Origin of the sequence: Flavobacterium sp. ov086 (assembly GCF_900187965.1) — a bacterium.
Taxonomy (GTDB): domain Bacteria; phylum Bacteroidota; class Bacteroidia; order Flavobacteriales; family Flavobacteriaceae; genus Flavobacterium.
This window is the reverse complement of sequence record NZ_FZNL01000009.1, coordinates 100,646-122,592: the sequence shown is the minus strand read 5'-3', so window position 1 is coordinate 122,592 and position 21,947 is coordinate 100,646. Positions and strand designations below refer to the sequence as shown.

General features: G+C 33.7%; 20 protein-coding genes and 4 tRNA genes. 1 reads left to right on the top strand and 23 read right to left on the bottom strand.

Annotation, left to right across the window (positions count from 1 at the left end; genetic code table 11):
* Positions 1 to 11 precede the first annotated feature (11 nt).
* From rpoB to CHB81_RS11905, 17 genes are all read right to left on the bottom strand, one after another.
* Positions 12 to 3,824: a DNA-directed RNA polymerase subunit beta gene (gene rpoB / locus CHB81_RS11985; protein ID WP_089352103.1), complete on the bottom strand. Its 3,813-nt coding sequence runs from the start codon at positions 3,822 to 3,824 to the stop codon at positions 12 to 14.
* A gap of 265 nt (positions 3,825 to 4,089) precedes the next feature.
* A complete protein-coding gene (rplL, locus tag CHB81_RS11980) occupies positions 4,090 to 4,461 on the bottom strand; it encodes a 50S ribosomal protein L7/L12 (RefSeq protein WP_007807437.1) in 372 nt (123 codons plus the stop codon).
* A 91-nt stretch (positions 4,462 to 4,552) separates the two neighbouring features.
* A complete protein-coding gene (rplJ, locus tag CHB81_RS11975; protein WP_059116014.1) occupies positions 4,553 to 5,053 on the bottom strand; it encodes a 50S ribosomal protein L10 in 501 nt (166 codons plus the stop codon).
* 22 nt (positions 5,054 to 5,075) lie between these two features.
* The gene (rplA, locus tag CHB81_RS11970; protein WP_007807440.1) at positions 5,076 to 5,765 is read right to left on the bottom strand and encodes a 50S ribosomal protein L1; all 690 of its coding nucleotides are present in this window, start codon (positions 5,763 to 5,765) and stop codon (positions 5,076 to 5,078) included.
* 13 nt (positions 5,766 to 5,778) lie between these two features.
* A complete protein-coding gene (gene rplK / locus CHB81_RS11965; protein ID WP_007807442.1) occupies positions 5,779 to 6,216 on the bottom strand; it encodes a 50S ribosomal protein L11 in 438 nt (145 codons plus the stop codon).
* Between the two features lie 67 nt (positions 6,217 to 6,283).
* Positions 6,284 to 6,835: a transcription termination/antitermination protein NusG gene (gene nusG, locus CHB81_RS11960; protein ID WP_029273444.1), complete on the bottom strand. Its 552-nt coding sequence runs from the start codon at positions 6,833 to 6,835 to the stop codon at positions 6,284 to 6,286.
* Positions 6,836 to 6,845: 10 nt separating this feature from the next.
* Positions 6,846 to 7,043, bottom strand: a complete 198-nt coding sequence (secE, locus tag CHB81_RS11955) for a preprotein translocase subunit SecE (RefSeq protein ID WP_089352102.1) — start codon at positions 7,041 to 7,043, stop codon at positions 6,846 to 6,848.
* An 18-nt stretch (positions 7,044 to 7,061) separates the two neighbouring features.
* Positions 7,062 to 7,132: transfer RNA gene (locus tag CHB81_RS11950), tRNA-Trp, on the bottom strand.
* Positions 7,133 to 7,192: 60 nt separating this feature from the next.
* A complete protein-coding gene (gene tuf, locus CHB81_RS11945; protein WP_059116012.1) occupies positions 7,193 to 8,380 on the bottom strand; it encodes an elongation factor Tu in 1,188 nt (395 codons plus the stop codon).
* Positions 8,381 to 8,435: 55 nt separating this feature from the next.
* Positions 8,436 to 8,507, bottom strand: a tRNA-Thr gene (locus CHB81_RS11940).
* Between the two features lie 123 nt (positions 8,508 to 8,630).
* Positions 8,631 to 8,711, bottom strand: a tRNA-Tyr gene (locus tag CHB81_RS11935).
* A gap of 54 nt (positions 8,712 to 8,765) precedes the next feature.
* Positions 8,766 to 8,839 (bottom strand) — tRNA-Thr (locus tag CHB81_RS11930).
* Positions 8,840 to 8,940: 101 nt separating this feature from the next.
* Positions 8,941 to 9,243, bottom strand: coding sequence for a ribosome-associated translation inhibitor RaiA (gene raiA, locus CHB81_RS11925; protein ID WP_089352101.1), 303 nt, complete (start codon positions 9,241 to 9,243; stop codon positions 8,941 to 8,943).
* 34 nt (positions 9,244 to 9,277) lie between these two features.
* The gene (locus CHB81_RS11920; RefSeq protein WP_089352100.1) at positions 9,278 to 10,171 is read right to left on the bottom strand and encodes a tyrosine-type recombinase/integrase; all 894 of its coding nucleotides are present in this window, start codon (positions 10,169 to 10,171) and stop codon (positions 9,278 to 9,280) included.
* Positions 10,172 to 10,314: 143 nt separating this feature from the next.
* Positions 10,315 to 10,509: a 30S ribosomal protein S21 gene (gene rpsU / locus CHB81_RS11915; protein ID WP_026985791.1), complete on the bottom strand. Its 195-nt coding sequence runs from the start codon at positions 10,507 to 10,509 to the stop codon at positions 10,315 to 10,317.
* Between the two features lie 171 nt (positions 10,510 to 10,680).
* Positions 10,681 to 11,823, bottom strand: a complete 1,143-nt coding sequence (locus CHB81_RS11910) for an acyl-CoA dehydrogenase family protein (protein ID WP_089352099.1) — start codon at positions 11,821 to 11,823, stop codon at positions 10,681 to 10,683.
* A 15-nt stretch (positions 11,824 to 11,838) separates the two neighbouring features.
* The gene (locus tag CHB81_RS11905; protein ID WP_089352098.1) at positions 11,839 to 12,729 is read right to left on the bottom strand and encodes a helix-hairpin-helix domain-containing protein; all 891 of its coding nucleotides are present in this window, start codon (positions 12,727 to 12,729) and stop codon (positions 11,839 to 11,841) included.
* A gap of 273 nt (positions 12,730 to 13,002) precedes the next feature.
* On the opposite strand from CHB81_RS11905, the gene CHB81_RS11900 reads away from it, so the two are divergent.
* Positions 13,003 to 14,493: an amino acid permease gene (locus CHB81_RS11900; protein ID WP_089352143.1), complete on the top strand. Its 1,491-nt coding sequence runs from the start codon at positions 13,003 to 13,005 to the stop codon at positions 14,491 to 14,493.
* Positions 14,494 to 14,574: 81 nt separating this feature from the next.
* Here the strand turns inward: CHB81_RS11900 and CHB81_RS11895 are convergent, their stop codons facing one another.
* The 6 genes from CHB81_RS11895 to CHB81_RS11870 all read right to left on the bottom strand — a co-directional run bounded on the left by CHB81_RS11895 (position 14,575) and on the right by CHB81_RS11870 (position 21,947).
* Positions 14,575 to 14,802 (bottom strand): PspC family transcriptional regulator, encoded by a 228-nt coding sequence (locus CHB81_RS11895; protein WP_089352097.1) that lies wholly within the window; start codon positions 14,800 to 14,802, stop codon positions 14,575 to 14,577.
* 103 nt (positions 14,803 to 14,905) lie between these two features.
* Positions 14,906 to 16,177 carry a DUF2851 family protein gene (locus CHB81_RS11890; protein ID WP_089352096.1) on the bottom strand — a complete coding sequence of 424 codons (1,272 nt, stop codon included), beginning with the start codon at positions 16,175 to 16,177 and terminating at the stop codon, positions 14,906 to 14,908.
* Between the two features lie 74 nt (positions 16,178 to 16,251).
* Positions 16,252 to 16,734 (bottom strand): 3'-5' exonuclease, encoded by a 483-nt coding sequence (locus CHB81_RS11885; protein WP_089352095.1) that lies wholly within the window; start codon positions 16,732 to 16,734, stop codon positions 16,252 to 16,254.
* 82 nt (positions 16,735 to 16,816) lie between these two features.
* Positions 16,817 to 18,178 carry a pyridoxal-phosphate dependent enzyme gene (locus tag CHB81_RS11880; RefSeq protein WP_089352094.1) on the bottom strand — a complete coding sequence of 454 codons (1,362 nt, stop codon included), beginning with the start codon at positions 18,176 to 18,178 and terminating at the stop codon, positions 16,817 to 16,819.
* A gap of 48 nt (positions 18,179 to 18,226) precedes the next feature.
* Positions 18,227 to 20,194 carry a putative porin gene (locus tag CHB81_RS11875; RefSeq protein WP_089352093.1) on the bottom strand — a complete coding sequence of 656 codons (1,968 nt, stop codon included), beginning with the start codon at positions 20,192 to 20,194 and terminating at the stop codon, positions 18,227 to 18,229.
* 241 nt (positions 20,195 to 20,435) lie between these two features.
* Positions 20,436 to 21,947: a SusD/RagB family nutrient-binding outer membrane lipoprotein gene (locus CHB81_RS11870; RefSeq protein ID WP_089352092.1), complete on the bottom strand. Its 1,512-nt coding sequence runs from the start codon at positions 21,945 to 21,947 to the stop codon at positions 20,436 to 20,438.

The window sequence follows — 21,947 nt, the reverse complement described above, 5'->3', positions numbered from 1 at the left end:
CCTAATACTTATTATTCTTCTAAACGAATGTCAAGTCCAAGACCTTTCAATTCATGCATTAATACATTGAATGATTCAGGTAATCCTGGTTCTGGCATAGACTCTCCCTTAACGATAGCCTCGTAAGTTTTAGCTCTACCAATAACGTCATCCGATTTAACTGTTAAGATTTCACGTAGTGTACTTGATGCTCCATAAGCCTCAAGTGCCCAAACCTCCATCTCTCCAAAACGCTGACCTCCAAATTGAGCTTTACCTCCAAGTGGCTGTTGAGTGATCAACGAGTATGGTCCGATAGAACGTGCGTGCATCTTATCATCAACCATGTGTCCTAATTTAAGCATGTAAATTACACCCACAGTTGCAGCTTGATGGAAACGCTCTCCAGTACCACCATCATAAAGATGTGTATGTCCGAAACGTGGTACTCCAGCTTCATCAGTTAATTCATTAATTTGATCTAAAGAAGCACCATCAAAAATTGGAGTAGCAAATTTTCTACCTAAATTTTGACCAGCCCATCCAAGAACAGTCTCATAAATCTGACCAATGTTCATACGTGAAGGTACCCCAAGTGGATTCAATACGATATCAACCGGTGTTCCGTCTTCAAGGAAAGGCATATCTTCATGACGAACGATTCTTGCAACAATACCTTTGTTACCGTGACGTCCCGCCATTTTATCCCCTACTTTCAGTTTACGTTTTTTAGCGATATAGATTTTCGCTAATTTCAAGATTCCAGATGGTAATTCATCTCCAACTGTAATAGTAAATTTTTCTCTTCTTAAAGACCCCTGTAAGTCATTCAGCTTAATTTTATAGTTATGAATTAAATCATTAACCATTTTATTAGTAGCATCATCAGCAACCCATTGACCTTTGCTTAAGTGAGCAAAATCTTCTACTGCGTAAAGCATTTTTTGAGTATATTTTTTACCCTTTGGTAAAACTTCTTCACCCAAATCATTCATTACACCTTGAGATGTTTTTCCGTTAACGATCAAGAATAATTTCTCAACTAATCTGTCTTTTAATTCAACAAATTTAGTTTCAAACTCCATTTCTAAAGCGCCTAAAGCATCTTTATCCTGAGTACGTTTACGTTTATCTTTTACGGCTCTTGCAAATAATTTTTTGTCAAGAACTACACCGTGTAAAGATGGAGACGCTTTTAATGAAGCATCTTTTACATCACCTGCTTTATCCCCGAAGATTGCACGAAGCAATTTCTCTTCCGGAGTAGGATCTGATTCTCCTTTTGGTGTAATTTTTCCGATCAAAATGTCGCCAGGTTTAACCTCTGCTCCAATTCTAATCATACCGTTTTCATCTAAATCTTTAGTAGCTTCTTCAGAAACGTTAGGAATATCGTTTGTTAACTCTTCATTTCCTAACTTAGTATCTCTAACCTCTAATGAATAATCATCAACGTGGATAGAAGTAAAAATATCATCACGAACTACTTTTTCAGAAATTACAATCGCATCCTCAAAGTTATACCCTTTCCATGGCATGAACGCAACTTTTAAGTTTCTACCTAAAGCTAATTCACCATTTTGAGTAGCATATCCTTCTGATAATACTTGTCCAAGAACAACTCTGTCACCTTTTCTTACGATTGGTTTCAAGTTGATACTTGTACCTTGATTGGTTTTTCTAAATTTAATTAAGTTGTATGTTTTTTCATCAGCATCAAAACTAACCATTCTTTCATCTTCAGTACGGTCGTATTTAATAGTAATGATGTTTGCATCAACATATTCTACAGTTCCATCTCCTTCAGCATTAATCAATACTCTAGAATCTGAAGCCACTTGACGCTCTAAACCTGTACCAACAATTGGTGCTTCCGGACGGATCAAAGGAACCGCCTGACGCATCATGTTAGATCCCATCAAAGCTCTATTCGCATCATCATGCTCCAAGAAAGGAATCAATGAAGCCGAAATCGAAGCGATCTGGTTAGGAGCAACGTCTGTATAATGTACTGCAGATGGTTCAACAACCGGGAAGTCACCTTCCTCACGAGCAATTACATTGCTTGCTGTAATTCTACCAGTAGCGTCCATTTCAATGTTTGCCTGAGCAATCATTTTTCCTTCTTCTTCTTCTGCACTTAAGTAAATAGGTGTACTTTCTAAATCAACTACACCATCAGTTACTTTACGGTATGGAGTCTCGATGAATCCCATTCCGTTAACTTTTGCATAAACACCAAGAGATGAAATCAAACCAATGTTTGGTCCCTCTGGAGTTTCAATCGGACATAAACGACCATAGTGTGTATAGTGAACGTCACGAACCTCAAATCCAGCTCTTTCTCTCGAAAGTCCACCAGGTCCAAGGGCAGAAAGTCTTCTTTTGTGTGTAATCTCAGCTAATGGATTCGTTTGATCCATAAATTGAGATAACTGGTTAGTACCAAAGAAAGAGTTGATAACTGACGACAATGTTTTAGCATTAATCAAATCAATTGGTGTAAACACCTCGTTATCTCTAACGTTCATTCTCTCACGGATAGTTCTAGCCATACGTGCTAAACCAACACCGAATTGTTGAGACAATTGTTCTCCAACTGTTCTAACACGACGGTTTGATAAGTGATCAATATCATCAATCTCTGCTTTAGAGTTGATCAATTCGATCAAATATTTTACAATGGTAATGATATCTTCTTTGGTAAGCACTTGCTTTTCCATTGGGATATCTAAACCAAGTTTTTTGTTCATTCTATAACGACCAACTTCACCTAAGTTATAACGTTGATCAGAGAAGAACAATTTATCTATAATACCACGAGCAGTTTCCTCATCAGGCGGTTCAGCGTTACGCAACTGACGGTAAATGTGCTCTACAGCTTCTTTTTCAGAGTTTGTTGGATCTTTTTGTAACGTGTTGTGGATAATAGCATAATCTGCTTGGTTATTATCCTCTTTGTGTAACAAAATAGATTTAACGTTAGAATCGATGATTTCTTCAACATTATCTTTGTCGATAATAGTATCTCTATCAAGGATGATTTCGTTACGTTCGATAGAAACTACCTCACCGGTATCTTCATCAACGAAATCCTCGTGCCAAGTGTTCAATACACGCGCAGCAAGTCTTCTTCCAATATATTTCTTAATACCAGTTTTAGAAACTTTAATTTCTTCTGCAAGGTCAAAAATTTCAAGGATATCCTTGTCTCTTTCGAATCCAATTGCACGGAATAAAGTTGTAACCGGTAATTTTTTCTTTCTATCGATATAAGCATACATTACGCTGTTGATATCTGTAGAAAATTCTATCCAAGAACCTTTAAAAGGAATTACTCTGGCAGAATATAGTTTTGTTCCATTTGCGTGGAATGACTGTCCAAAGAAAACCCCAGGAGAACGGTGTAGTTGAGATACTACTACACGCTCAGCACCATTGATTACAAAAGTACCGCTAGGAGTCATATAAGGTATTGTTCCAAGGTAAACATCTTGTACAATAGTTTCAAAATCTTCGTGTTCCGGATCTGTACAGTATAGTTTTAACCTAGCTTTTAAAGGCACACTATAAGTAAGACCTCTCTCTATACATTCTTGAATTGTATAACGTGGTGGATCAACAAAATAATCTAGGAACTCCAATACAAAGTTGTTTCTTGTATCTGTGATTGGAAAGTTTTCCATGAAGGTGTTGTACAACCCTTCGTTGCCTCTTTCGTCAGATTTCGTTTCTAATTGAAAGAAATCTTTAAAAGATTTAACCTGAACATCAAGAAAATCTGGATAGTCAGGGATATTTTTTGTAGAGGCAAAATTCAATCTTTCAGTCTGATTTGTTATCATCAATGGACAAAATTTTGATTAAAAAAAAGTAATTTTTTTGTGTAAAAACACACTGTTTAATCTATACTTTCTTATTATAATCAATACATCTTTAAAAATAAACCGGTAAAGATTCAGTTCAATTTTTTTTCTTCGTATTGATCAAAAACTTTTTCGTATTTTAAACTATTTGATAATAAAACTTGATATATTTTATTATACGAAAAATGGTTTAGGTCATTGAGTTAACTCAAGACCTAAACCTAGTTCTTAAAACTGAGTTGAATTATTTAAGCTCAACTACAGCTCCAGCTTCTTCTAATGATTTTTTAAGACCTTCAGCCTCTTCTTTAGAAACACCTTCTTTAACGTTACTTGGAGCTCCGTCAACTACATCTTTAGCTTCTTTCAAACCTAAACCTGTAAGTTCTTTTACTAATTTCACAACTGCTAATTTAGAAGCACCTGCTTCTTTTAATACAACTGTAAATTCAGTTTGTGCTTCTTCAGCAGCACCTTCTCCACCACCAGCAGCAACTACTACAGCTGCAGCAGCAGGCTCGATACCATACTCGTCTTTTAATATTGTTGCTAATTCGTTAACTTCTTTAACTGTTAAGTTAACTAATTGTTCTGCGAATTGTTTCAAATCTGCCATTTTTTCTATCGTTTAAAATGATTTGTAAAATATAATTTATTTATTGTGCGCTAATTAAGCAGCAAGGAAATAATATTCCCCGCATTTGTTATTATGCTTCTGTCTCTTCGCTGTTTGCGAATTGATTTTGTAAAGCAGAGATAACTCTTTGTGCTGGTGATTGCAATAATCCAATAAGTTCTCCAAGAAGTTCTTCTTTAGATTTAATAGTTGCTAATGCATCTAATTGATCATCTCCAATATAAATTTCAGAGTTAATATAAGCTCCCTTCAATAAAGGCTTCGCTGATTTTTTTCTGAAATCTTTAATTATTTTTCCAGGTGCATTTGCAACATCTGAAATAAATATAGCACTATTACCAGTCAATACTGAAGGTAAATCACCATAGTCATTAGCAGAAGCTTCCATTGCTTTTGCAAGCAAAGTATTTTTTACAACCTCTAATTTAATACCTGCTTTAAAGCAAGCTCTTCTCAAGTTTGAAGTTGTTTCTGCATTTAATCCAGAAATATCAGATACATAAATAATATTTGTACCAGCTAACTGTGCAGTTAAATCTTCAATCGCGATTGATTTTTCTTCTCTAGTCATACTAAAAATTATTAACTACCAATTATACTGCTTTAGGGTCCAATGCAATTGCAGGACTCATAGTGCTTGTAAGGTGAATACCTTTAATGTAGGTACCTTTAGCAGCAGTTGGTTTAAGTTTGATTAATGTTTGAATAATTTCGTGTGCATTGTCATAAATTTGCTCAGCTCCGAAAGAAACTTTACCAATTCCTGCATGTACGATACCAGTTTTATCAACTTTAAAGTCAATTTTACCAGCTTTAACCTCTGCAACAGCTTTTGCAACATCCATAGTTACAGTACCTGTTTTAGGGTTAGGCATTAAACCTCTAGGTCCTAAAATACGACCTAATGGACCTAATTTACCCATAACAGCTGGCATAGTGATGATAACATCAACATCTGTCCAACCATCTTTAATTTTTTGTAAATAATCGTCAAGACCTACATAATCAGCCCCAGCTTCTTTAGCTTCCGCTTCTTTATCTGGAGTAACCAATGCTAATACTTTAACGTCTTTACCAGTTCCATGAGGTAATGTAACTACACCTCTAACCATTTGATTCGCTTTTCTTGGATCTACACCCAAACGAACTGCGATATCAACAGACTCATCAAATTTTGCAGAAGCTATAACTTTAATTAATGCAGCTGCATCTTTTAAAGAGTATAGTTTGTTCTTTTCAATTTTTGAAGCAGCCTCTTTTTGCTTTTTTGTTAATTTTGCCATTTCTTTCTCTTAATTAAAAAGGAGCATCTCCTGATACAGTTATACCCATAGATCTAGCAGTTCCAGCGATCATGCTCATTGCAGATTCGATTGTGAATGCATTTAAATCTACCATTTTATCTTCAGCAATTGCTTTGATAACGTCCCAAGTAACACTAGCTACTTTTTTACGATTTGGTTCACCTGATCCAGACTTTAGCTTTGCAGCTTCCAATAATTGGACAGCAGCTGGAGGAGTTTTTACAACAAAATCAAATGATTTGTCTTTATACACAGTAATTTGTACTGGGCATATTTTGCCAGGTTTATCTTGTGTTCTAGCATTGAACTGCTTACAGAACTCCATGATATTAACCCCAGCAGCTCCTAAAGCAGGTCCAACCGGTGGCGACGGATTCGCAGCACCTCCCTTAACTTGTAGTTTAACTACCTTACTAATTTCTTTAGCCATTTTTTAAAAAATTTAACACCCTAATCATTGGAAGCGATTACGGTGGTTATTATAGATGTAACAAAAATTATACTTTTTCAACTTGCATAAAACTCAACTCTAATGGAGTTTTTCTTCCGAAAATTTTCACCATTACTTCAAGTTTACGCTTTTCTTCATTGATTTTTTCAACCGTACCGTTAAATCCGTTAAAAGGACCGTCGATCACTTTTACAGTTTCTCCTAAGTTGAAAGGAATAGCACGAGTATCTGTATTAACAGCCAACTCATCTACCTTACCTAACATTCTATTTACTTCAGATAATCTCAAAGGAACAGGTTCTCCGCCTTTGATCTCTCCTAAAAATCCAATTACACTAGTAATAGACTTAATAATATGAGGTATCTCACCAACTAAATTGGCTTCGATCATAACATATCCAGGAAAATAAACTTTATCCTTAGACATTTTCTTTCCTTCTTTTACAGTAACTACTTTTTCTGTAGGCACTAAAACTTGGGAAACATAATCACCCATACCTAATCTGGCAATTTCAGTTTCGATATAAGCTTTGACTTTATTTTCTTGTCCGCTTACAGCTCTAACTACGTACCATTTTTTCACATTATTATCTGCCATCACAAAAAAATTATCCTTTTAACCAGTTAAAAAATCCAGCCAAAGCTTTTGCAAAAAATTCGTCTACTCCCCATGTTGCCAAAGCAAATAGAACTGAAAATACAGCTACAACAATTGTCAATTTTTGAACCTCAGCCCAAGCAGGCCAAGAAACATTTGACTTTAACTCTTCGAAAGCCTCTGATAAATAATTCGTAACTTTTGTCATTTGATATATTTTTTATTGCACGGGCGGAGGGATTCGAACCCCCATCAACGGTTTTGGAGACCGCTATTCTACCCTTGAACTACGCCCGTAATTAAAAGCCAGTGATTTCAGTTAAGAAAACCAACTGGCTTTTTATAGTTTTTATAGGATTATCCTACGATTTCAGTCACCTGACCTGCACCTACAGTTCTACCACCTTCACGGATAGCGAAACGTAAACCTACGCTCATCGCGATTGGGCTTAATAAAGATACATTGATAGTCAAGTTGTCTCCTGGCATTACCATCTCTACTCCTTCTGGTAAAGTAATAACTCCTGTTACGTCAGTTGTACGTACGTAGAACTGTGGACGGTAGTTATTATGGAATGGAGTATGACGTCCACCTTCTTCTTTTTTCAAGATATAAACCTCAGCTTTGAAAGTAGCGTGTGGTTTTACTGATCCTGGCTTAATGATAACCATTCCTCTTTTGATAGATTCTTTATCAACACCTCTTAACAATAAACCTACGTTATCTCCAGCTTCACCTCTGTCAAGGATTTTACGGAACATCTCAACTCCTGTAATAGTAGAAGTTAATTTATCAGCTCCCATACCAATGATTTCAACAGCATCTCCTGTATTAGCAATACCAGTTTCGATACGACCTGTAGCAACAGTTCCACGTCCAGTAATTGTAAATACATCTTCAACCGGCATCAAGAATGGTTTTGCAGTATCACGAATTGGCTCTTCGATCCAATTATCAACAGCTTCCATTAATTCAATGATTTTAGGAACCCAAGCAGGATCATTATTCAATCCTCCTAAAGCAGAACCTTGAACAACAGGACCATTATCTCCATCATATTCGTAGAAAGACAATAAATCTCTAATTTCCATTTCAACAAGCTCTAACAACTCAGCGTCGTCAACCATATCTACTTTGTTCATGAAAACTACCATTCTAGGAATACCAACCTGGCGACCTAAAAGGATGTGCTCACGAGTTTGTGGCATTGGACCATCTGTAGCAGCAACCACTAAGATAGCTCCGTCCATTTGAGCAGCACCAGTAACCATGTTCTTTACGTAATCCGCGTGACCTGGACAGTCAACGTGAGCGTAGTGACGATTAGCTGTTTCATACTCTACGTGTGATGTATTAATAGTAATACCTCTTTCTTTCTCCTCTGGAGCGTTATCGATTTGATCAAACGATTTTGCTTGACAGTAACCAGCATCAGACAATACTTTTGTAATTGCTGCAGTTAATGTAGTTTTTCCGTGATCCACGTGTCCAATTGTACCTATGTTTAAGTGCGGTTTGGAACGATTAAAATTCTCCTTTGCCATTTTACTTAATTTTTAATCTTAGTTATATATTAATTTTCAATTTCCTACTTACTTGAGCCAATGTCGGGAATTGAACCCGAGACCTCTTCCTTACCAAGGAAGCACTCTACCCCTGAGCTACACCGGCAGAGTCCTAATTTTAGATTTTAGATCCTTGATTTAGATTAAAAAAAAGCAAAACCGAATCAAATTCAATTTTTTATCTCTATAAATCTAAATTCTGAAATCATTAAATCTAAAATCAAAATTGTGGGGAGAGCAGGATTCGAACCTGCGAAGTTCACACAGCAGATTTACAGTCTGCCCTCGTTGGCCGCTTGAGTATCTCCCCTTTATTTTATCAATAATTGCATGAACAATTTCAAATCGCATTTGAAATATTTAGAGCCGGCGGAGGGACTCGAACCCACGACCTGCTGATTACAAATCAGCTGCTCTAGCCAACTGAGCTACGCTGGCAATATCAATAAAAAAGTCCGCTATTTCTAACGGACTGCAAATGTAGCTATTTTATCTTTGTATCAAAACATTTTTTGAAAATTTTTTTCAATTATATTCAATTATATATGTGCTCTTATTTTTTCTTTCCTTTTTACCAGTACACGCTCTAAAGATTCTGCTGAAAGCTCAATAGCCTCTTCGAATGTTTTACATTGCTTTTTAACCAAAAAATCATCTCCAGGAACATTAATCTTAATCTCTACTGCCTTATTCTCCTTATCACTTGTTCTTTCAACTTTCAAAAAAACATCGGCCGAAACCACGCGATCATAATATTTTTCTAATTTATCCATTCTTTCCTGAATAAAATCTACCAACTTTCTGTCAACAGTAAAGTTAACTGCATGAACATCTACCTTCATAATACTAATTTTAGGGTTAAACATTTCAGAACTACTATTTGTTCCGAGGATGCGCATCAGTATACACCTTTTTAAGCTCTGCTAAACTATTATGAGTATAAACCTGCGTAGACGCCAAACTCGAATGCCCTAATAATTCCTTAACTGAATTTAAATCCGCTCCGTTATTTAATAAATGAGTCGCAAAAGTATGCCGAAGCACATGTGGACTTTTTTTTACCTTTTCAGAGACTTTACTAAAGTAAGAATTTATTAATCGATACACAAAAGATTCACTCAATTTTAACCCTTTTCGAGAAATAAAAAAATAATCCTCATCGACTATCTTTTCAAGCTGAGATCTTTCCTTCAAATACACACCAAATTGCTCCACTATAATAGGTAAAATCGGAATAATGCGTTCTTTATTTCTCTTTCCTAAAACCTTTACCACATTAGAAGACAAATCAACATTACTCTTCATTAAATATATCAACTCCGCTCTTCGCATTCCGGTCGTATAAAACAAATCAACAACAAGCTTATCTCTTACTTCTTCAAAGCCAACAGGATTATCAATAGCAGACATTAAGTCCGTCAATTCTTTTTCTGAAAAAGGAATCTGAATAATTTTCGGTGTTTTCAAAGCCTTATGCTTCAACATTGGACTAACTTCTATTTGCTTTGTTTTTAAAAGAAACTTATAAAATGCTTTTAAAGAAGCCATTTTTCGATTTACAGAAACATTTGAAATATCCGCATCGACCAAAAAAACAATCCAACTTCTAATCTGACTGTAATTCACCCGCTCAATACTTTCTTGCTCAAAATTATCCTTATTAAACATTTCAAAGAACAAAATATCATTCAGATATGCATTGACCGTATGTGGAGAATATTTTTTCTCCAACTGAAGATAATCCCGAAATGCTTCTTTATTTGACTTCATAAGAATAAACACTTTTCCATATTATACAAACCCAAACCCTACACCTATATATAGAATACTATTTATCTCAAAATTAAGCATAAAAAAACCGTTAGCATCAAAATTTTGACAGCTAACGGTAATTATTTTTATAAAGCTATATACTAACTCTCTAAACCATCTCTCATGTTTTGGATGTAAGCAGCTTTTTGAATTTGTGCTCTTTTGATAACAGAAGGCTTAATAAAAGCAGTACGTGCTCTTAGTTGACGAACAGTTCCTGTTTTATCAAATTTTCTTTTATAGCGCTTTAATGCTCTATCGATATTTTCTCCGTCTTTAATTGGTATAATTAACATAATATTGACACCTCCTCTCGTTAAGGGTGCAAAAGTATATATTAATTATGAATTATGAGGTATAAATTCCAAATTATTTTTTAAAAGAAAAAAGAAGATAGAAAAAAGAGAACAGACTTAAAAATATATCGCTTATAATTAGACAATTAAGTAAAGCTTATTTCTTATTCTTTATTCTTTTAATAAGTTTCTTGAAATAACAACTTTTTGAATTTCAGTAGTTCCTTCTCCAATTGTACATAATTTAGAATCTCTATAGAATTTCTCTACAGGAAAATCTTTTGTATAACCGTAACCCCCGTGAATCTGAACCGCTTCGTTTGCGATTTTCACACAAGCTTCTGAAGCATACATCTTTGCCATTGCACCAAGAGTTGTAACTGGTTTGTGCTGTTGTTTTAAGAAAGCAGCTTTATGCAGTAACAATTCCGAAGCTTCGATTTCTGTTGCCATATCTGCCAACTTAAACGAAATTCCCTGAAAATTACTGATAGGTTGTCCAAACTGATACCTCTCTTTAGAATATTTAAGAGCAGCTTCATAAGCACCTTTTGCAATTCCTAAGGACAAAGCCCCGATTGAGATTCTTCCACCGTCTAATATTTTCATAGCCTGAACAAATCCCTGACCAACTTCTCCTAATCTATTTGTGTCAGGTACTCGGCAACCATCAAAAACAAGTTCTGCGGTTTCACTAGCACGCATTCCTAATTTATTCTCTTTTTTACCTGATGTAAATCCTTTCATTCCTTTTTCAAAAACAAAAGCCGTCATTCCTTTAGAATCGCCTTTTTCACCAGTACGAACAATTACTACTGCAATATCTCCAGAAATAGCGTGTGTAATAAAGTTCTTAGCTCCACTTACAATCCAATCATCACCATCTCTTACTGCCGTTGTATTCATTCCGCCAGCATCAGAACCTGTATTATGTTCTGTCAATCCCCAAGCTCCTATATATTCAGCAGTCGCTAATTTTGGCAACCATTTTTTCTTTTGCTCTTCATTTCCAAAAGTCAAAATATGATTTGTACATAACGAATTATGTGCTGCAACAGATAAACCAATTGAAGGATCTACTTTTGAAATCTCTTCAACAACTGTAATATATTCATGATATCCTAAACCGGAACCTCCATATTCTTCGGGTACTAAAACTCCCATAAATCCCATTTCGCCTAATTTTTTAAATAAAGGAACTGGGAAAATTTGAGCCTCGTCCCACTCCATTATATAAGGTCTTATATTTTTATCGGCAAAATCTTTTATTGACTGAGCAATCATTGATTGCGTTTCATTGTAATCAAAATTCATTGTGTGTTATTTTTTTTAGAACTCCAAATATAAACTAATTATTTTTGCTTTTTCAACAGGAAAACCTTTAATTTTTGATAAATCCTCAATATTATTAAAATTTCCGTTCATACTTCGAGCTGTTACGATCTGTCTCGCCAAAGCATATCTGAAATAAGGAAACTGAGATAATTCTTTTAGAGAAGCATCATTTATTGCTATTTTCTTCAAATCTGAAGGTATCACAACTTTAAAATGCGAATTCAATTCTGCAATTACTTCCGGCGAAAGTCCCCAAACATCACTCATTTGTTCCATAGAAACAAAACAGCCTAAAATCTCCTTTTGTTTTAATATTCGTAAAGATAAAGCTTCACCTATTCCATACACTTTAATTAAATCGTCCTGAGTTGCTTGATTAATATCTAAAACTATAATTTTATTTTCTTTTTTCGAATAAGATTTCGCCACATACTCTTTCTTTTCTGTTTTAAAATTAGATTTATTCTGAGTCCAGTCCGGAAATTTAAACAATGGCGAAATAATCCTTAATAAAGAATCTGAAACTTTTGTGACTTGCTGAAATTCTTCAGTAGAATTTACATATTTATTTTCTTTTCTAAAAGTCAATAAACGATCGATTTCTTCAATCGACATCCCAAGCTTATAACCTTTATAGTCTGAGATAAAATTTGGATTAAAAGTATAAACTTTAGACTTCTCATTATACTTTATAGATTTCAACGAATCAATCTCAGTTTGCAAAAAGGTCCATTGTTCTTTTTCAGGAAAAGACTTTTCAGGAACACTAAAGTCTACAAAAAAATAAACCGCCTGCAATACTATTATAAGTATAAAAAGCAAAAGAATCCCTGTACGTTGTTGGCTTGTAAATTTAAAATGTCTTAATAATACTTTAAAATTCATTATCTAATAAATTTTCATTTTCAAACTGAAATATGATTTGTGCGAAAATAAATCATTTTATTAAGAAAAGTATTAAATAAATGACTAATTTGCGAATTGATTAATCCGCTATAAAACACTAATAATTTTAATGAATATAAAAATTAAAAGAGTGTTTCCTGTGGGTATTATCACATAATTAAATATTTTATAACTTAAAACATGATTATTGTTTTTATTTTTTACAAAAAACAATACATTTGGAGCTTAATAACAATAAACCAATATAATAATATGTCAATTTGGAAAAGAAAACCATTAGCACAGCTTTTAGCAGAAGCTGCTGATTCTGAAAAAGGGTTAAAAAGAACCTTGACCGCTTGGTCATTAATCGCCTTAGGTATTGGCGCCATCATTGGTGCAGGATTATTTGTTAGAACTGCTACCGCCGCCGCGCAAAATGCTGGCCCATCAGTTACCATTGCATTTATTATAGCTGCTATTGGCTGTGCATTAGCAGGATTGTGCTATGCAGAACTCTCTTCTTCTATTCCAATTTCTGGTAGTGCTTATACGTATACCTACGCAACCATGGGTGAATTTCTTGCCTGGATAATTGGATGGGATTTAATACTTGAATATGCCGTAGGAGCAGCAACAGTTGGAATTGCCTGGAGTGAATACCTCAATAACCTACTGGTCAATGTCTTCCATATGAGTCCAATTCCTTTTGAATTTTCTCACTCTCCATTTCAAAAAATAGTTGATCCGGTAACGCAACAAGTGACACATGGAATTATAAATCTTCCAGCGCTTTTTATTGTTAGTGTCATTAGTTTATTATTGATAAAAGGTATCCAAGAATCAGCTTTTGTTAACGGAATTATCGTAATCGTTAAAGTAGCTATTGTTATATTAATAATTGTAATTGGCTGGAACTTTGTAAACCCAGCAAATCACACACCATACATTCCGCCAGCATCAATTTTTACTGATGAACATGGAGTTGGACACAGTTATGGTGGTATTATGGGAATATTAGGAGCTGCAGGAACTGTTTTCTTTGCATTTATTGGTTTCGATGCTGTAAGTACAGCCGCTCAAGAAACAAAAAATCCTAAAAAAGCAATGCCTATCGGTATCCTAGGATCATTAGCTGTATGTACTCTTTTATACATTCTTTTTGCACAAGTATTAACAGGGGTTGCAACAGTTGAAGATTTCAGAACAGGTGGTAAAGAAGCTTCTGTTGCATTCGCTATCAATAAATATATGATTGGATACGAATGGCTAGGACAATTAGTTACTGTTGCTATTCTTGCAGGTTTTTCTTCTGTAATTCTAGTAATGTTATTAGGACAGTCAAGAGTATTTTACGCAATGGGTAAAGACGGTCTACTTCCAAAAGCTTTTAGTGATGTTCACCCTAAATACAAAACTCCATACAAAGCTAATCTTGCAATTTTAGTAATTGTTGGTGCATTTGCTGCTTTTATTCCTGGAGACATTGTAGGTGATATGACTAGTATTGGAACCTTATTTGCTTTTGTTCTTGTATGTATCTCTGTTATTATTTTACGTAAAAAAGAGCCAAATATGGTTAGAGAATTCAAAACTCCATTTGTACCATTAGTACCTTTATTAGGTGTTGCTGTATGTTGCGCTATGATGTACGGTTTAGGATGGACAAACTGGTTAAGACTTTTTGCATGGATGGCCCTTGGAGTTATTTTCTATTTTACTTATGGTAGGAAAAACAGTAAATTAAACAATCCAGAAAAATAATTTTCTATATCTTCTATATAAAATTAAAAGGATCATGAAGTAAAATCATTCATGATCCTTTTTTTATGCATTAAAATTGATTTATAAATCAAAAACTGATGTTCTTTTTGAGCGAATTAAATCTTTTAAACGAATCCAAAATGCAAAGGTAAGATAAACTCCAAAGCCTAAACCAGCCGTAACAAACGAAATATAAATAAAAAATAATCTAACACTCGTTACACGCATTCCTAGCTTGTCAGCCAATCTTGAGGAAACATGAAATCCATATTTCTCGAAAAAGAATTTTAATTTTAAAATAGCAGACATAGTTAGTTTTAGATTTATCCTTCGACTCCACTCAGGATGACATTTGACATTATTAAGAATGACAAATGTACAAAATTATCTAATCGACACATTTTCTAATTAACTAATTACTCTTCAATAGCTCCATTCCTAACGCGCATTGTAAACACGCTTTTTTATTACAATATTCGTTTTTAAGTTCTAATAAAGTTTGGGTTTCAAAAGCATTTCCAGAAAGAACTCCAAAAGATTTAAACTTAGTTATAATTGCGTTATTCTCAGGAGCAACTTCATTCATAAACACAATTAAATCTTCAGAAATTGTCTCTCCCATTATAGTAGAATAAGCAAATTGCATTGGAATTATAGTGTTTATAATTACTAAATCTAAAAACGATTTTGACAATTGTTTTGCTTTCTTCGGACTTTCTTTATCAAACTGATAGTGGTTTTGCCAATATAGACTTGCCGAAACTCCAAGCAATTCATATACTTCTGTGACTGATTTTAAACTTATTATTTTAGAAAATAAGTTTTGATGCTTTTTATACAAATTTGCCAATTGCGAAAGCCGTATGGTTGGAAAATTATCCGGTCGATGCTTAAAAAACTGAACCGAATCTATATGGCATCTCTCAAATTGGTATTTATGCAGAAGATAAAAATATCTGATTTTTAAATCTGTAAAATAAACATCTTCTCCATCCTTATCTAATAAACCAGCTGTACCTAAAAGCAATGCTTCTAAATTTTCGACTTCAAAGCTTTCTTTTCGAATAACTGAAAACGGAATCGCTTTGGCCATCTGTAAGAACGAAGCTCCATTTGTATTTAGTCCAAAATTCTTCGCCAATAAACAGAAAAAAACGGCTTCCCAATCCTGATTTGTCTCTTCGAGTAAATCATAGATAAATTTTGATTTGCGTTCTAAACGTTCAAAAAAGAGCCTTTCCCTCCAATTTTTAAACACAAAATCATCTATTTTTGAAATTTGTCTTTCGCAGAATATCCATGATTTTGGCGCAAGGAGCGATTTGTAACAAGCTATAACATCAGATGAAACATAATCCTTTAAAACTAAAACTGGAATTTCAATGTTGTTTTCTCGAAATATTTCTGCATCATGTTCCCAAACAACATGCAAAATTACATTTTCGTAGGCTATATCTTTTTCGTGATGATGCACATACCAATCAGAAGATTTTATATGAATTTCGATATTTCCGGCCCACTTTTGATTTCCGATTTTGATTTGGCCATTAAAAAAATCAGGTCCTGAAAGCTCTAAATAATCTCCCGTTTTAATAATAGTGACAGATTCATTTTGCGTGGTTTTTAAATTCAATGTTTCAAACTTCTTGAATTTCCAGAGGTAATGAAGAAAATCTTCTTTCATTTTTTGGCTTTTATGATGGTTTATAAAAGCTCAAATTTAATTAAAAATAATACTAATCTTACAAAATAATCTTTTTATCTCAACATATATAACTTAGCACATGCGCGCGCATCAGATAATGCTTCGTGATGACTTAGCTGGATCTTCATTTCTTTGCAACAATCACTAAGTTTCGTTGGTTTTAAACCTTTAGCTTTATAAATCTTAAGGGTGCATTCCCATTTTGAAGCGATATTTAAATCTTCATAATTTAACCCATGAAGTACCATCGATTTAAACAAAACATTGCGGTCAAAACTTTCGTTATGTGCTACTATTATTCTATTTTTTAATCTTTTCTCTATTTCAGGATAAACCTGTAGAAATGATTTAGCATTTACTGTGTCCTTTGGATAAATACCATGAACCCGAATCGTAAACGGATTATACTCGTTATTGGGTGGTTTTATCAAAGTAACAAACTCATCTACAATTATTCCGTTTTGAACCGTAACAATCCCCACAGAACACGGATGATGTCCTGTCGCAGTTTCAAAATCTATCGCGGTAAAGTTCATTTTAAAATCTATTTAAGCTAAAAAACCATAAATCTAACTCAATAATTAGATTTATGGTCTTATAAAATTATTAAAAAATGCTTTATTTTATCGATCCAATGATATCATACTTCGTTATAATATGATGGTTTCCATTTTCAAGATCTACTAAAACAGCATCATTTTCTTTGGTAAACAACTTAGAAACTTCTTCGATTGGAGTTCCTAATTTCACAATCGGGAAAGGTTTTCCCATTACTTCTTTAATTGGTTTTTCGGCTACATTTTTATCAGCAACATAACTTCTAAACAAATCTGTTTCATCCACAGAACCAACAAAACCATTAATGTCTACAACCGGAATTTGAGATATTTTATATTTTCTCATACGTTCAATTGCATGTGAAACCAATTCTTCAGTACGAACAACAATCAATTGTTTATCGATATGATCCTTAATTACATCTTCGGCTTTTGTTACGTTTTCTTCTAAGAATCCACGCTCACGCATCCAATCGTCATTAAACATTTTACCAACATAACGGCTTCCAGAATCATGAAAAAGAACCACAACAACATCATCAGGCTTAAAATGTTCTTTTAATTGCAACAAACCTTTAATACAAGCTCCAGCAGAGTTTCCTACAAAAATAGCTTCTTCAAGAGCAATTTTTCTGGTATAAACCGCAGCATCTTTATCGGTCACTTTTGTAAAACCGTCAATTAATGAAAAGTCAACATTTTTTGGTAAAATATCTTCTCCAATTCCTTCAGTAATATAAGAATAAATCTCATTTTCATCAAAAATTCCCGTTTCGTGGTATTTCTTAAAAACAGATCCGTAAGTATCAATTCCCCAAATTTTAATATTTGGATTTTTCTCTTTCAGGAATCTTCCAACTCCGGAAATAGTTCCTCCAGTTCCTACTCCAACCACAAAATGAGTTATTTTACCATCCGTTTGTTTCCAGATTTCCGGTCCTGTTTGCTCATAATGTGCCAATGAATTAGACATATTATCATATTGGTTTACATACCATGAATTTGGTGTTTCAGAAGCTAAACGCTTAGAAACCGAATAGTAAGATCGAGGATCAGTAGGCTCAACATCAGTAGGACAAACTACTACTTTTGCGCCAACTGCACGCAAAATGTCCATTTTTTCTTTAGACTGTTTATCTGATATTACACAGATTAATTTGTATCCCTTTATGATTGCCACAAGTGCCAACCCCATTCCTGTATTTCCAGAAGTTCCTTCAATAATAGTTCCTCCGGGTTTTAATCTTCCATCTGCCTCTGCGTCTTCAATCATTTTCACGGCCATTCTGTCTTTTACAGAATTTCCCGGATTAAAAGTTTCGACTTTTGCCAATACCAAGGCATCAATTTCAGCAACAATTTTGTTGAGTTTTACCAATGGTGTATTACCAATTGTTTCTAAAATGTTTTTTGAAAAGTCCATTTTTATTTAAATTTAATATTTGGTTTTTAATGTAATTAGAGCCCAATTTTATTGGAAGAAATTCCAAACTAAACCAAATCGGATAACAAAATCACGATAAGGATTATTAGGCGCTGAATAATAATCACTTTTAGAAAACAGAGCATTGATATGTTCTGCTTTTAAATAAAATCGCGTCTGGCGAATTCTCGCGTTTAGGAATAAATCGAATAATGGATATCCTCCGATTTTTTTATTTTGCTGAATAAAAAATTCTCCAACCACCGGATTGTAATCATTACCATAATATTTGGTAAAATAATTAAAAACGACTCCGGTCTGCATATATAAAGCTTTCTTAAAAAAATAACCTGAGTAATAAAATGTGTTTCTGGTTACAAAATCAGGCACATTTAAAATCAAATCCGATTGATCTACTTTTTGATACAAAAGTGTATTATCAAAACCAAAAGGTCCAAATTTAAACTCTCTACTCGCTTTTATTGTCAAATAATTAATCGCATTTCCGTATTGAGCCGGCTCAATGATCTGAATCTGATTAGCAATTTCTGTTGGTGACGAGGCATCTCTAAAATACAAATGATCTTTTAAAACTGAATATTCAACCTCAGCATTCAACCAAGGCGTAAAAACATTTGCGCTAAGAGAATTTATTTTTTCGTTCTTAAAATTGTTCGACCAATTGTATTTTACGTAACTGCTTTGATATAAATTGTAATTGTTATTTGCTAATTTATTGACGTTTCTATATCTAAAATCAAACTGTATTTTATCATTCAAATTGTATCTCAACTTAGCATCTAAATCAGAAAGCGACACATCTGTAATCGATCTTGAATATAAAAAACGACCATTCCATTTGTTTTTTTGATATTCATATTGTCCTCCAAAATTGTTAATCTGTTGATATAAGTTATTCGGAATAACTTTTCCATCCTTAGAAACTATAATTCTGTTATAACTATAATTTGATCTATAATCGTCAACAAAGAAGTTAAATTTCCCTAATAAGGAATTTTCATAAGCAGCTCCAACTTTGTTGTATAATTTTTCATAGCGAGTATGATCGTTAATATTACTTGTTACATAAGACTCTCCAAAACGCTGAACAGGCTCATCATCTACCGTTGAAACTACAGTTGGCTGATTGTATTCGAAGAATTTATACTCATAATTAAATTGATGCGTTACATACAAATTATTACTTCCATTTGTTGGATTTATTCTAAAAGCATGATCAAAAAACAAACGTCTCCCTTTTAGAAATGACTTCGCATCAGTTAGATAAACTTGTAAACGCTGACGGTTTTTATAGTCCTTATTATCACTTTCAAAATCTATTGGTGTTGTTATTCCGCCGTTTTCTTCATTCGAAAGATCCTGAGAAACAAAATGAGCATTTAAAGCATATCTTCTACTTGTGGTTGCATAACTTGTGGTAAACCTAAAATTTCCGGCACTAACCAATTGATTTATATAATCTCCTTCTGAACGTAAGCCTCTGTAAGCAATAGAAAAGTTAAGATTTTTAGACGTATTTAATGTAATAAACGAATCTACGTTTTGTCCTTTATTTATTGTTGTATTAAAAAATAATTCGGTTAACGGAGTTGCAGCCGAGTAATATTTAATTTCATTAGCTTCCATATAATTAAAGTGTTTGCCTTTGAAACCAATTTCAGGATACGGTGAAAAACTTGTTAAATTATATTGCAATGTATTATACGTTTGTCCAATGTTTGAAAAAGGCAAAAGTCCAAATGTGTCTTTTCTAAGATAGTTTTGTTTATAAGCACTTTTTAATGTTAATGAAGTGTCTACATAGGTTGTATCATGTTCTAATGTAATAATTTGATACTGATCAATAGTCGCAACTAATGACTTTTTCTTCTTTACAGTATCTGTTATACTTGAATATTTAGTGTTCATATCTAAACCATTGTTAGGAACGATTTTTTCTTGAGAAAACAATAAAGTTGGTACAACTAATAGGTATAGAAAAATGAATATTCTCATTTGATGGCTTTATATGTAATTATTTCGACAAAATTTGATGAAGCAAAGGTAAAAGATAAAAACGTATAAATAAAAAAACATAATAGATAATATAAAATCTCAACCGATGCGATTTTAAGCAAGAACCCCGATTACAAAAATTGCAATCGGGGTTCTAAAAAATTCAAAATAATTATTATCTATTATTCTAAGTCAATGTCTATTTTATGCGATTATGTTTAATAATCATCATAAAAAAACACTAGAACTTGTCCCAGAATAATTTAGTATTCAGTAAGTCACCACCAATAGCACTAGCAGCTTTTGCATAATTTGTTCCATTAACAGATTGCTCAAGACCAGGATATGTATATCTTACCGGAACTGTCAAAATGTTTTTATTTATGGCCGCTGTAGGTGATTTTAATACAGGGAAATCTAATCTTCTATAAGACGTCCATGCCTCAAATCCTCTGTTATAAAGAGCATACCAAGCTTGCATACCAATTTTTTCTTTCCAGGTTGCTCCACTTAATGAATTTAAATAATCTACTTTAGGTTGCGCTAAGTAAGCAGTAATACTTGCTGGTGCAACTCCCCAATCTGCCATTGAAGCAGTTATTCCAGCATCATAATATGTTTTAGCCATAGCTGAACCTCCAGGGATTAAATTTTTCTCAGCAGCTTCTGCCAATAAAAAATTCAATTCAGAAAAATCAAATATTGTAGCAGGGTAAGTAGGATTGTTTAATGTTGCAGTTATATGCGAATATGTTGCAAAAACGTTAGCTTCACCATAAGTACCACCTACATAAGTTCTGCCCGCAGGAATAACCGGAACTGGCTTAGTAGCATTAACAAAATACTTCGGCATTCTTGGGTCACCACCCGGAACAACAGCATCCATTGCTGCAACAAAAGTTTCAGCTGGAATAAAATCATCTCTCTTACTAACAACTAAATCAGCATACAATGGGTTTTGATTCCCTGAAGTAGTTAAGTAAATTAATTTAGTATTATCTGTATTAGCCGTCATTACTCCGGAAGCAATAGCAGCCTGAACCTGAGTAGCAGCATACGTTGCATCTACATCTGAAATGTTTACTGCTAATCTTACGATTAATGAATTAGCAAATTTTACCCATTTTCCATTACTTGCTGCATCTCCCGCATAAATAATATCAGCACCACCAAAGTTAGGACTTGCAGCATTTTTTTTCAATACAGCAACATCTGCCGTCAATCTTGCTATAAGATCTTTATAAATGGTTTTAGCATCATCATAAGCCGGCAAAGGGTATTTTACAATATCTGATACCTGAGAATACGGAACATTTCCAAAAGTGTCAACCAAGATACTATAGGTATAAGCTTCTAAAATATCAATAAGAGCCAATTTATTTTGGTTAATGGTAGCTGCTTCTTCTGTTTCAGTAACCTGACTTTTAATCATCCCTTTTGCATCATAAAAATCCGCTAATACATCTCTGTACAAAACACGAAAATGAGCATCAGGAATTTTTCTGGCCGTAAGGTCGTATTGACTTTCGTTTGGATAAGTAGTCTCTGCCCATTGTTGAGCAAATAATCTAAAAACGTTAATATTTACGTTGGTACTTGCCATCTGATCTACTAATTTTTTTTCTGCATTAGTAAACATGTATTCCGGCTTGGTTACAGTTGGTTTTTTAGGATCAACATTCATATCTGTAATATCAGTACTGCATGACATAGCAACACTAACAAAAGATATTAATAAAAGTATTTTTTTCAT

What these genes read in the sequence shown, in the direction of transcription:
- CHB81_RS11885 (WP_089352095.1), bottom strand. Translation starts at nt 16,734, where the DNA reads ATGAACTTTACCGCGATAGATTTTGAAACTGCGACAGGACATCATCCG.
- CHB81_RS11875 (WP_089352093.1), bottom strand. Translation starts at nt 20,194, where the DNA reads ATGAGAATATTCATTTTTCTATACCTATTAGTTGTACCAACTTTATTG.
- CHB81_RS11870 (WP_089352092.1), bottom strand. Translation starts at nt 21,947, where the DNA reads ATGAAAAAAATACTTTTATTAATATCTTTTGTTAGTGTTGCTATGTCA.
- CHB81_RS11880 (WP_089352094.1), bottom strand. Translation starts at nt 18,178, where the DNA reads ATGGACTTTTCAAAAAACATTTTAGAAACAATTGGTAATACACCATTG.
- CHB81_RS11890 (WP_089352096.1), bottom strand. Translation starts at nt 16,177, where the DNA reads ATGAAAGAAGATTTTCTTCATTACCTCTGGAAATTCAAGAAGTTTGAA.
- rpoB (WP_089352103.1), bottom strand. Translation starts at nt 3,824, where the DNA reads ATGATAACAAATCAGACTGAAAGATTGAATTTTGCCTCTACAAAAAAT.
- nusG (WP_029273444.1), bottom strand. Translation starts at nt 6,835, where the DNA reads ATGGCAGATAATAATGTGAAAAAATGGTACGTAGTTAGAGCTGTAAGC.
- rplK (WP_007807442.1), bottom strand. Translation starts at nt 6,216, where the DNA reads ATGGCTAAAGAAATTAGTAAGGTAGTTAAACTACAAGTTAAGGGAGGT.
- secE (WP_089352102.1), bottom strand. Translation starts at nt 7,043, where the DNA reads ATGACAAAAGTTACGAATTATTTATCAGAGGCTTTCGAAGAGTTAAAG.
- rplL (WP_007807437.1), bottom strand. Translation starts at nt 4,461, where the DNA reads ATGGCAGATTTGAAACAATTCGCAGAACAATTAGTTAACTTAACAGTT.
- raiA (WP_089352101.1), bottom strand. Translation starts at nt 9,243, where the DNA reads ATGAAGGTAGATGTTCATGCAGTTAACTTTACTGTTGACAGAAAGTTG.
- CHB81_RS11910 (WP_089352099.1), bottom strand. Translation starts at nt 11,823, where the DNA reads ATGAATTTTGATTACAATGAAACGCAATCAATGATTGCTCAGTCAATA.
- CHB81_RS11905 (WP_089352098.1), bottom strand. Translation starts at nt 12,729, where the DNA reads ATGAATTTTAAAGTATTATTAAGACATTTTAAATTTACAAGCCAACAA.
- rpsU (WP_026985791.1), bottom strand. Translation starts at nt 10,509, where the DNA reads ATGTTAATTATACCAATTAAAGACGGAGAAAATATCGATAGAGCATTA.
- rplA (WP_007807440.1), bottom strand. Translation starts at nt 5,765, where the DNA reads ATGGCAAAATTAACAAAAAAGCAAAAAGAGGCTGCTTCAAAAATTGAA.
- tuf (WP_059116012.1), bottom strand. Translation starts at nt 8,380, where the DNA reads ATGGCAAAGGAGAATTTTAATCGTTCCAAACCGCACTTAAACATAGGT.
- CHB81_RS11900 (WP_089352143.1), top strand. Translation starts at nt 13,003, where the DNA reads ATGTCAATTTGGAAAAGAAAACCATTAGCACAGCTTTTAGCAGAAGCT.
- rplJ (WP_059116014.1), bottom strand. Translation starts at nt 5,053, where the DNA reads ATGACTAGAGAAGAAAAATCAATCGCGATTGAAGATTTAACTGCACAG.
- CHB81_RS11895 (WP_089352097.1), bottom strand. Translation starts at nt 14,802, where the DNA reads ATGTCTGCTATTTTAAAATTAAAATTCTTTTTCGAGAAATATGGATTT.
- CHB81_RS11920 (WP_089352100.1), bottom strand. Translation starts at nt 10,171, where the DNA reads ATGAAGTCAAATAAAGAAGCATTTCGGGATTATCTTCAGTTGGAGAAA.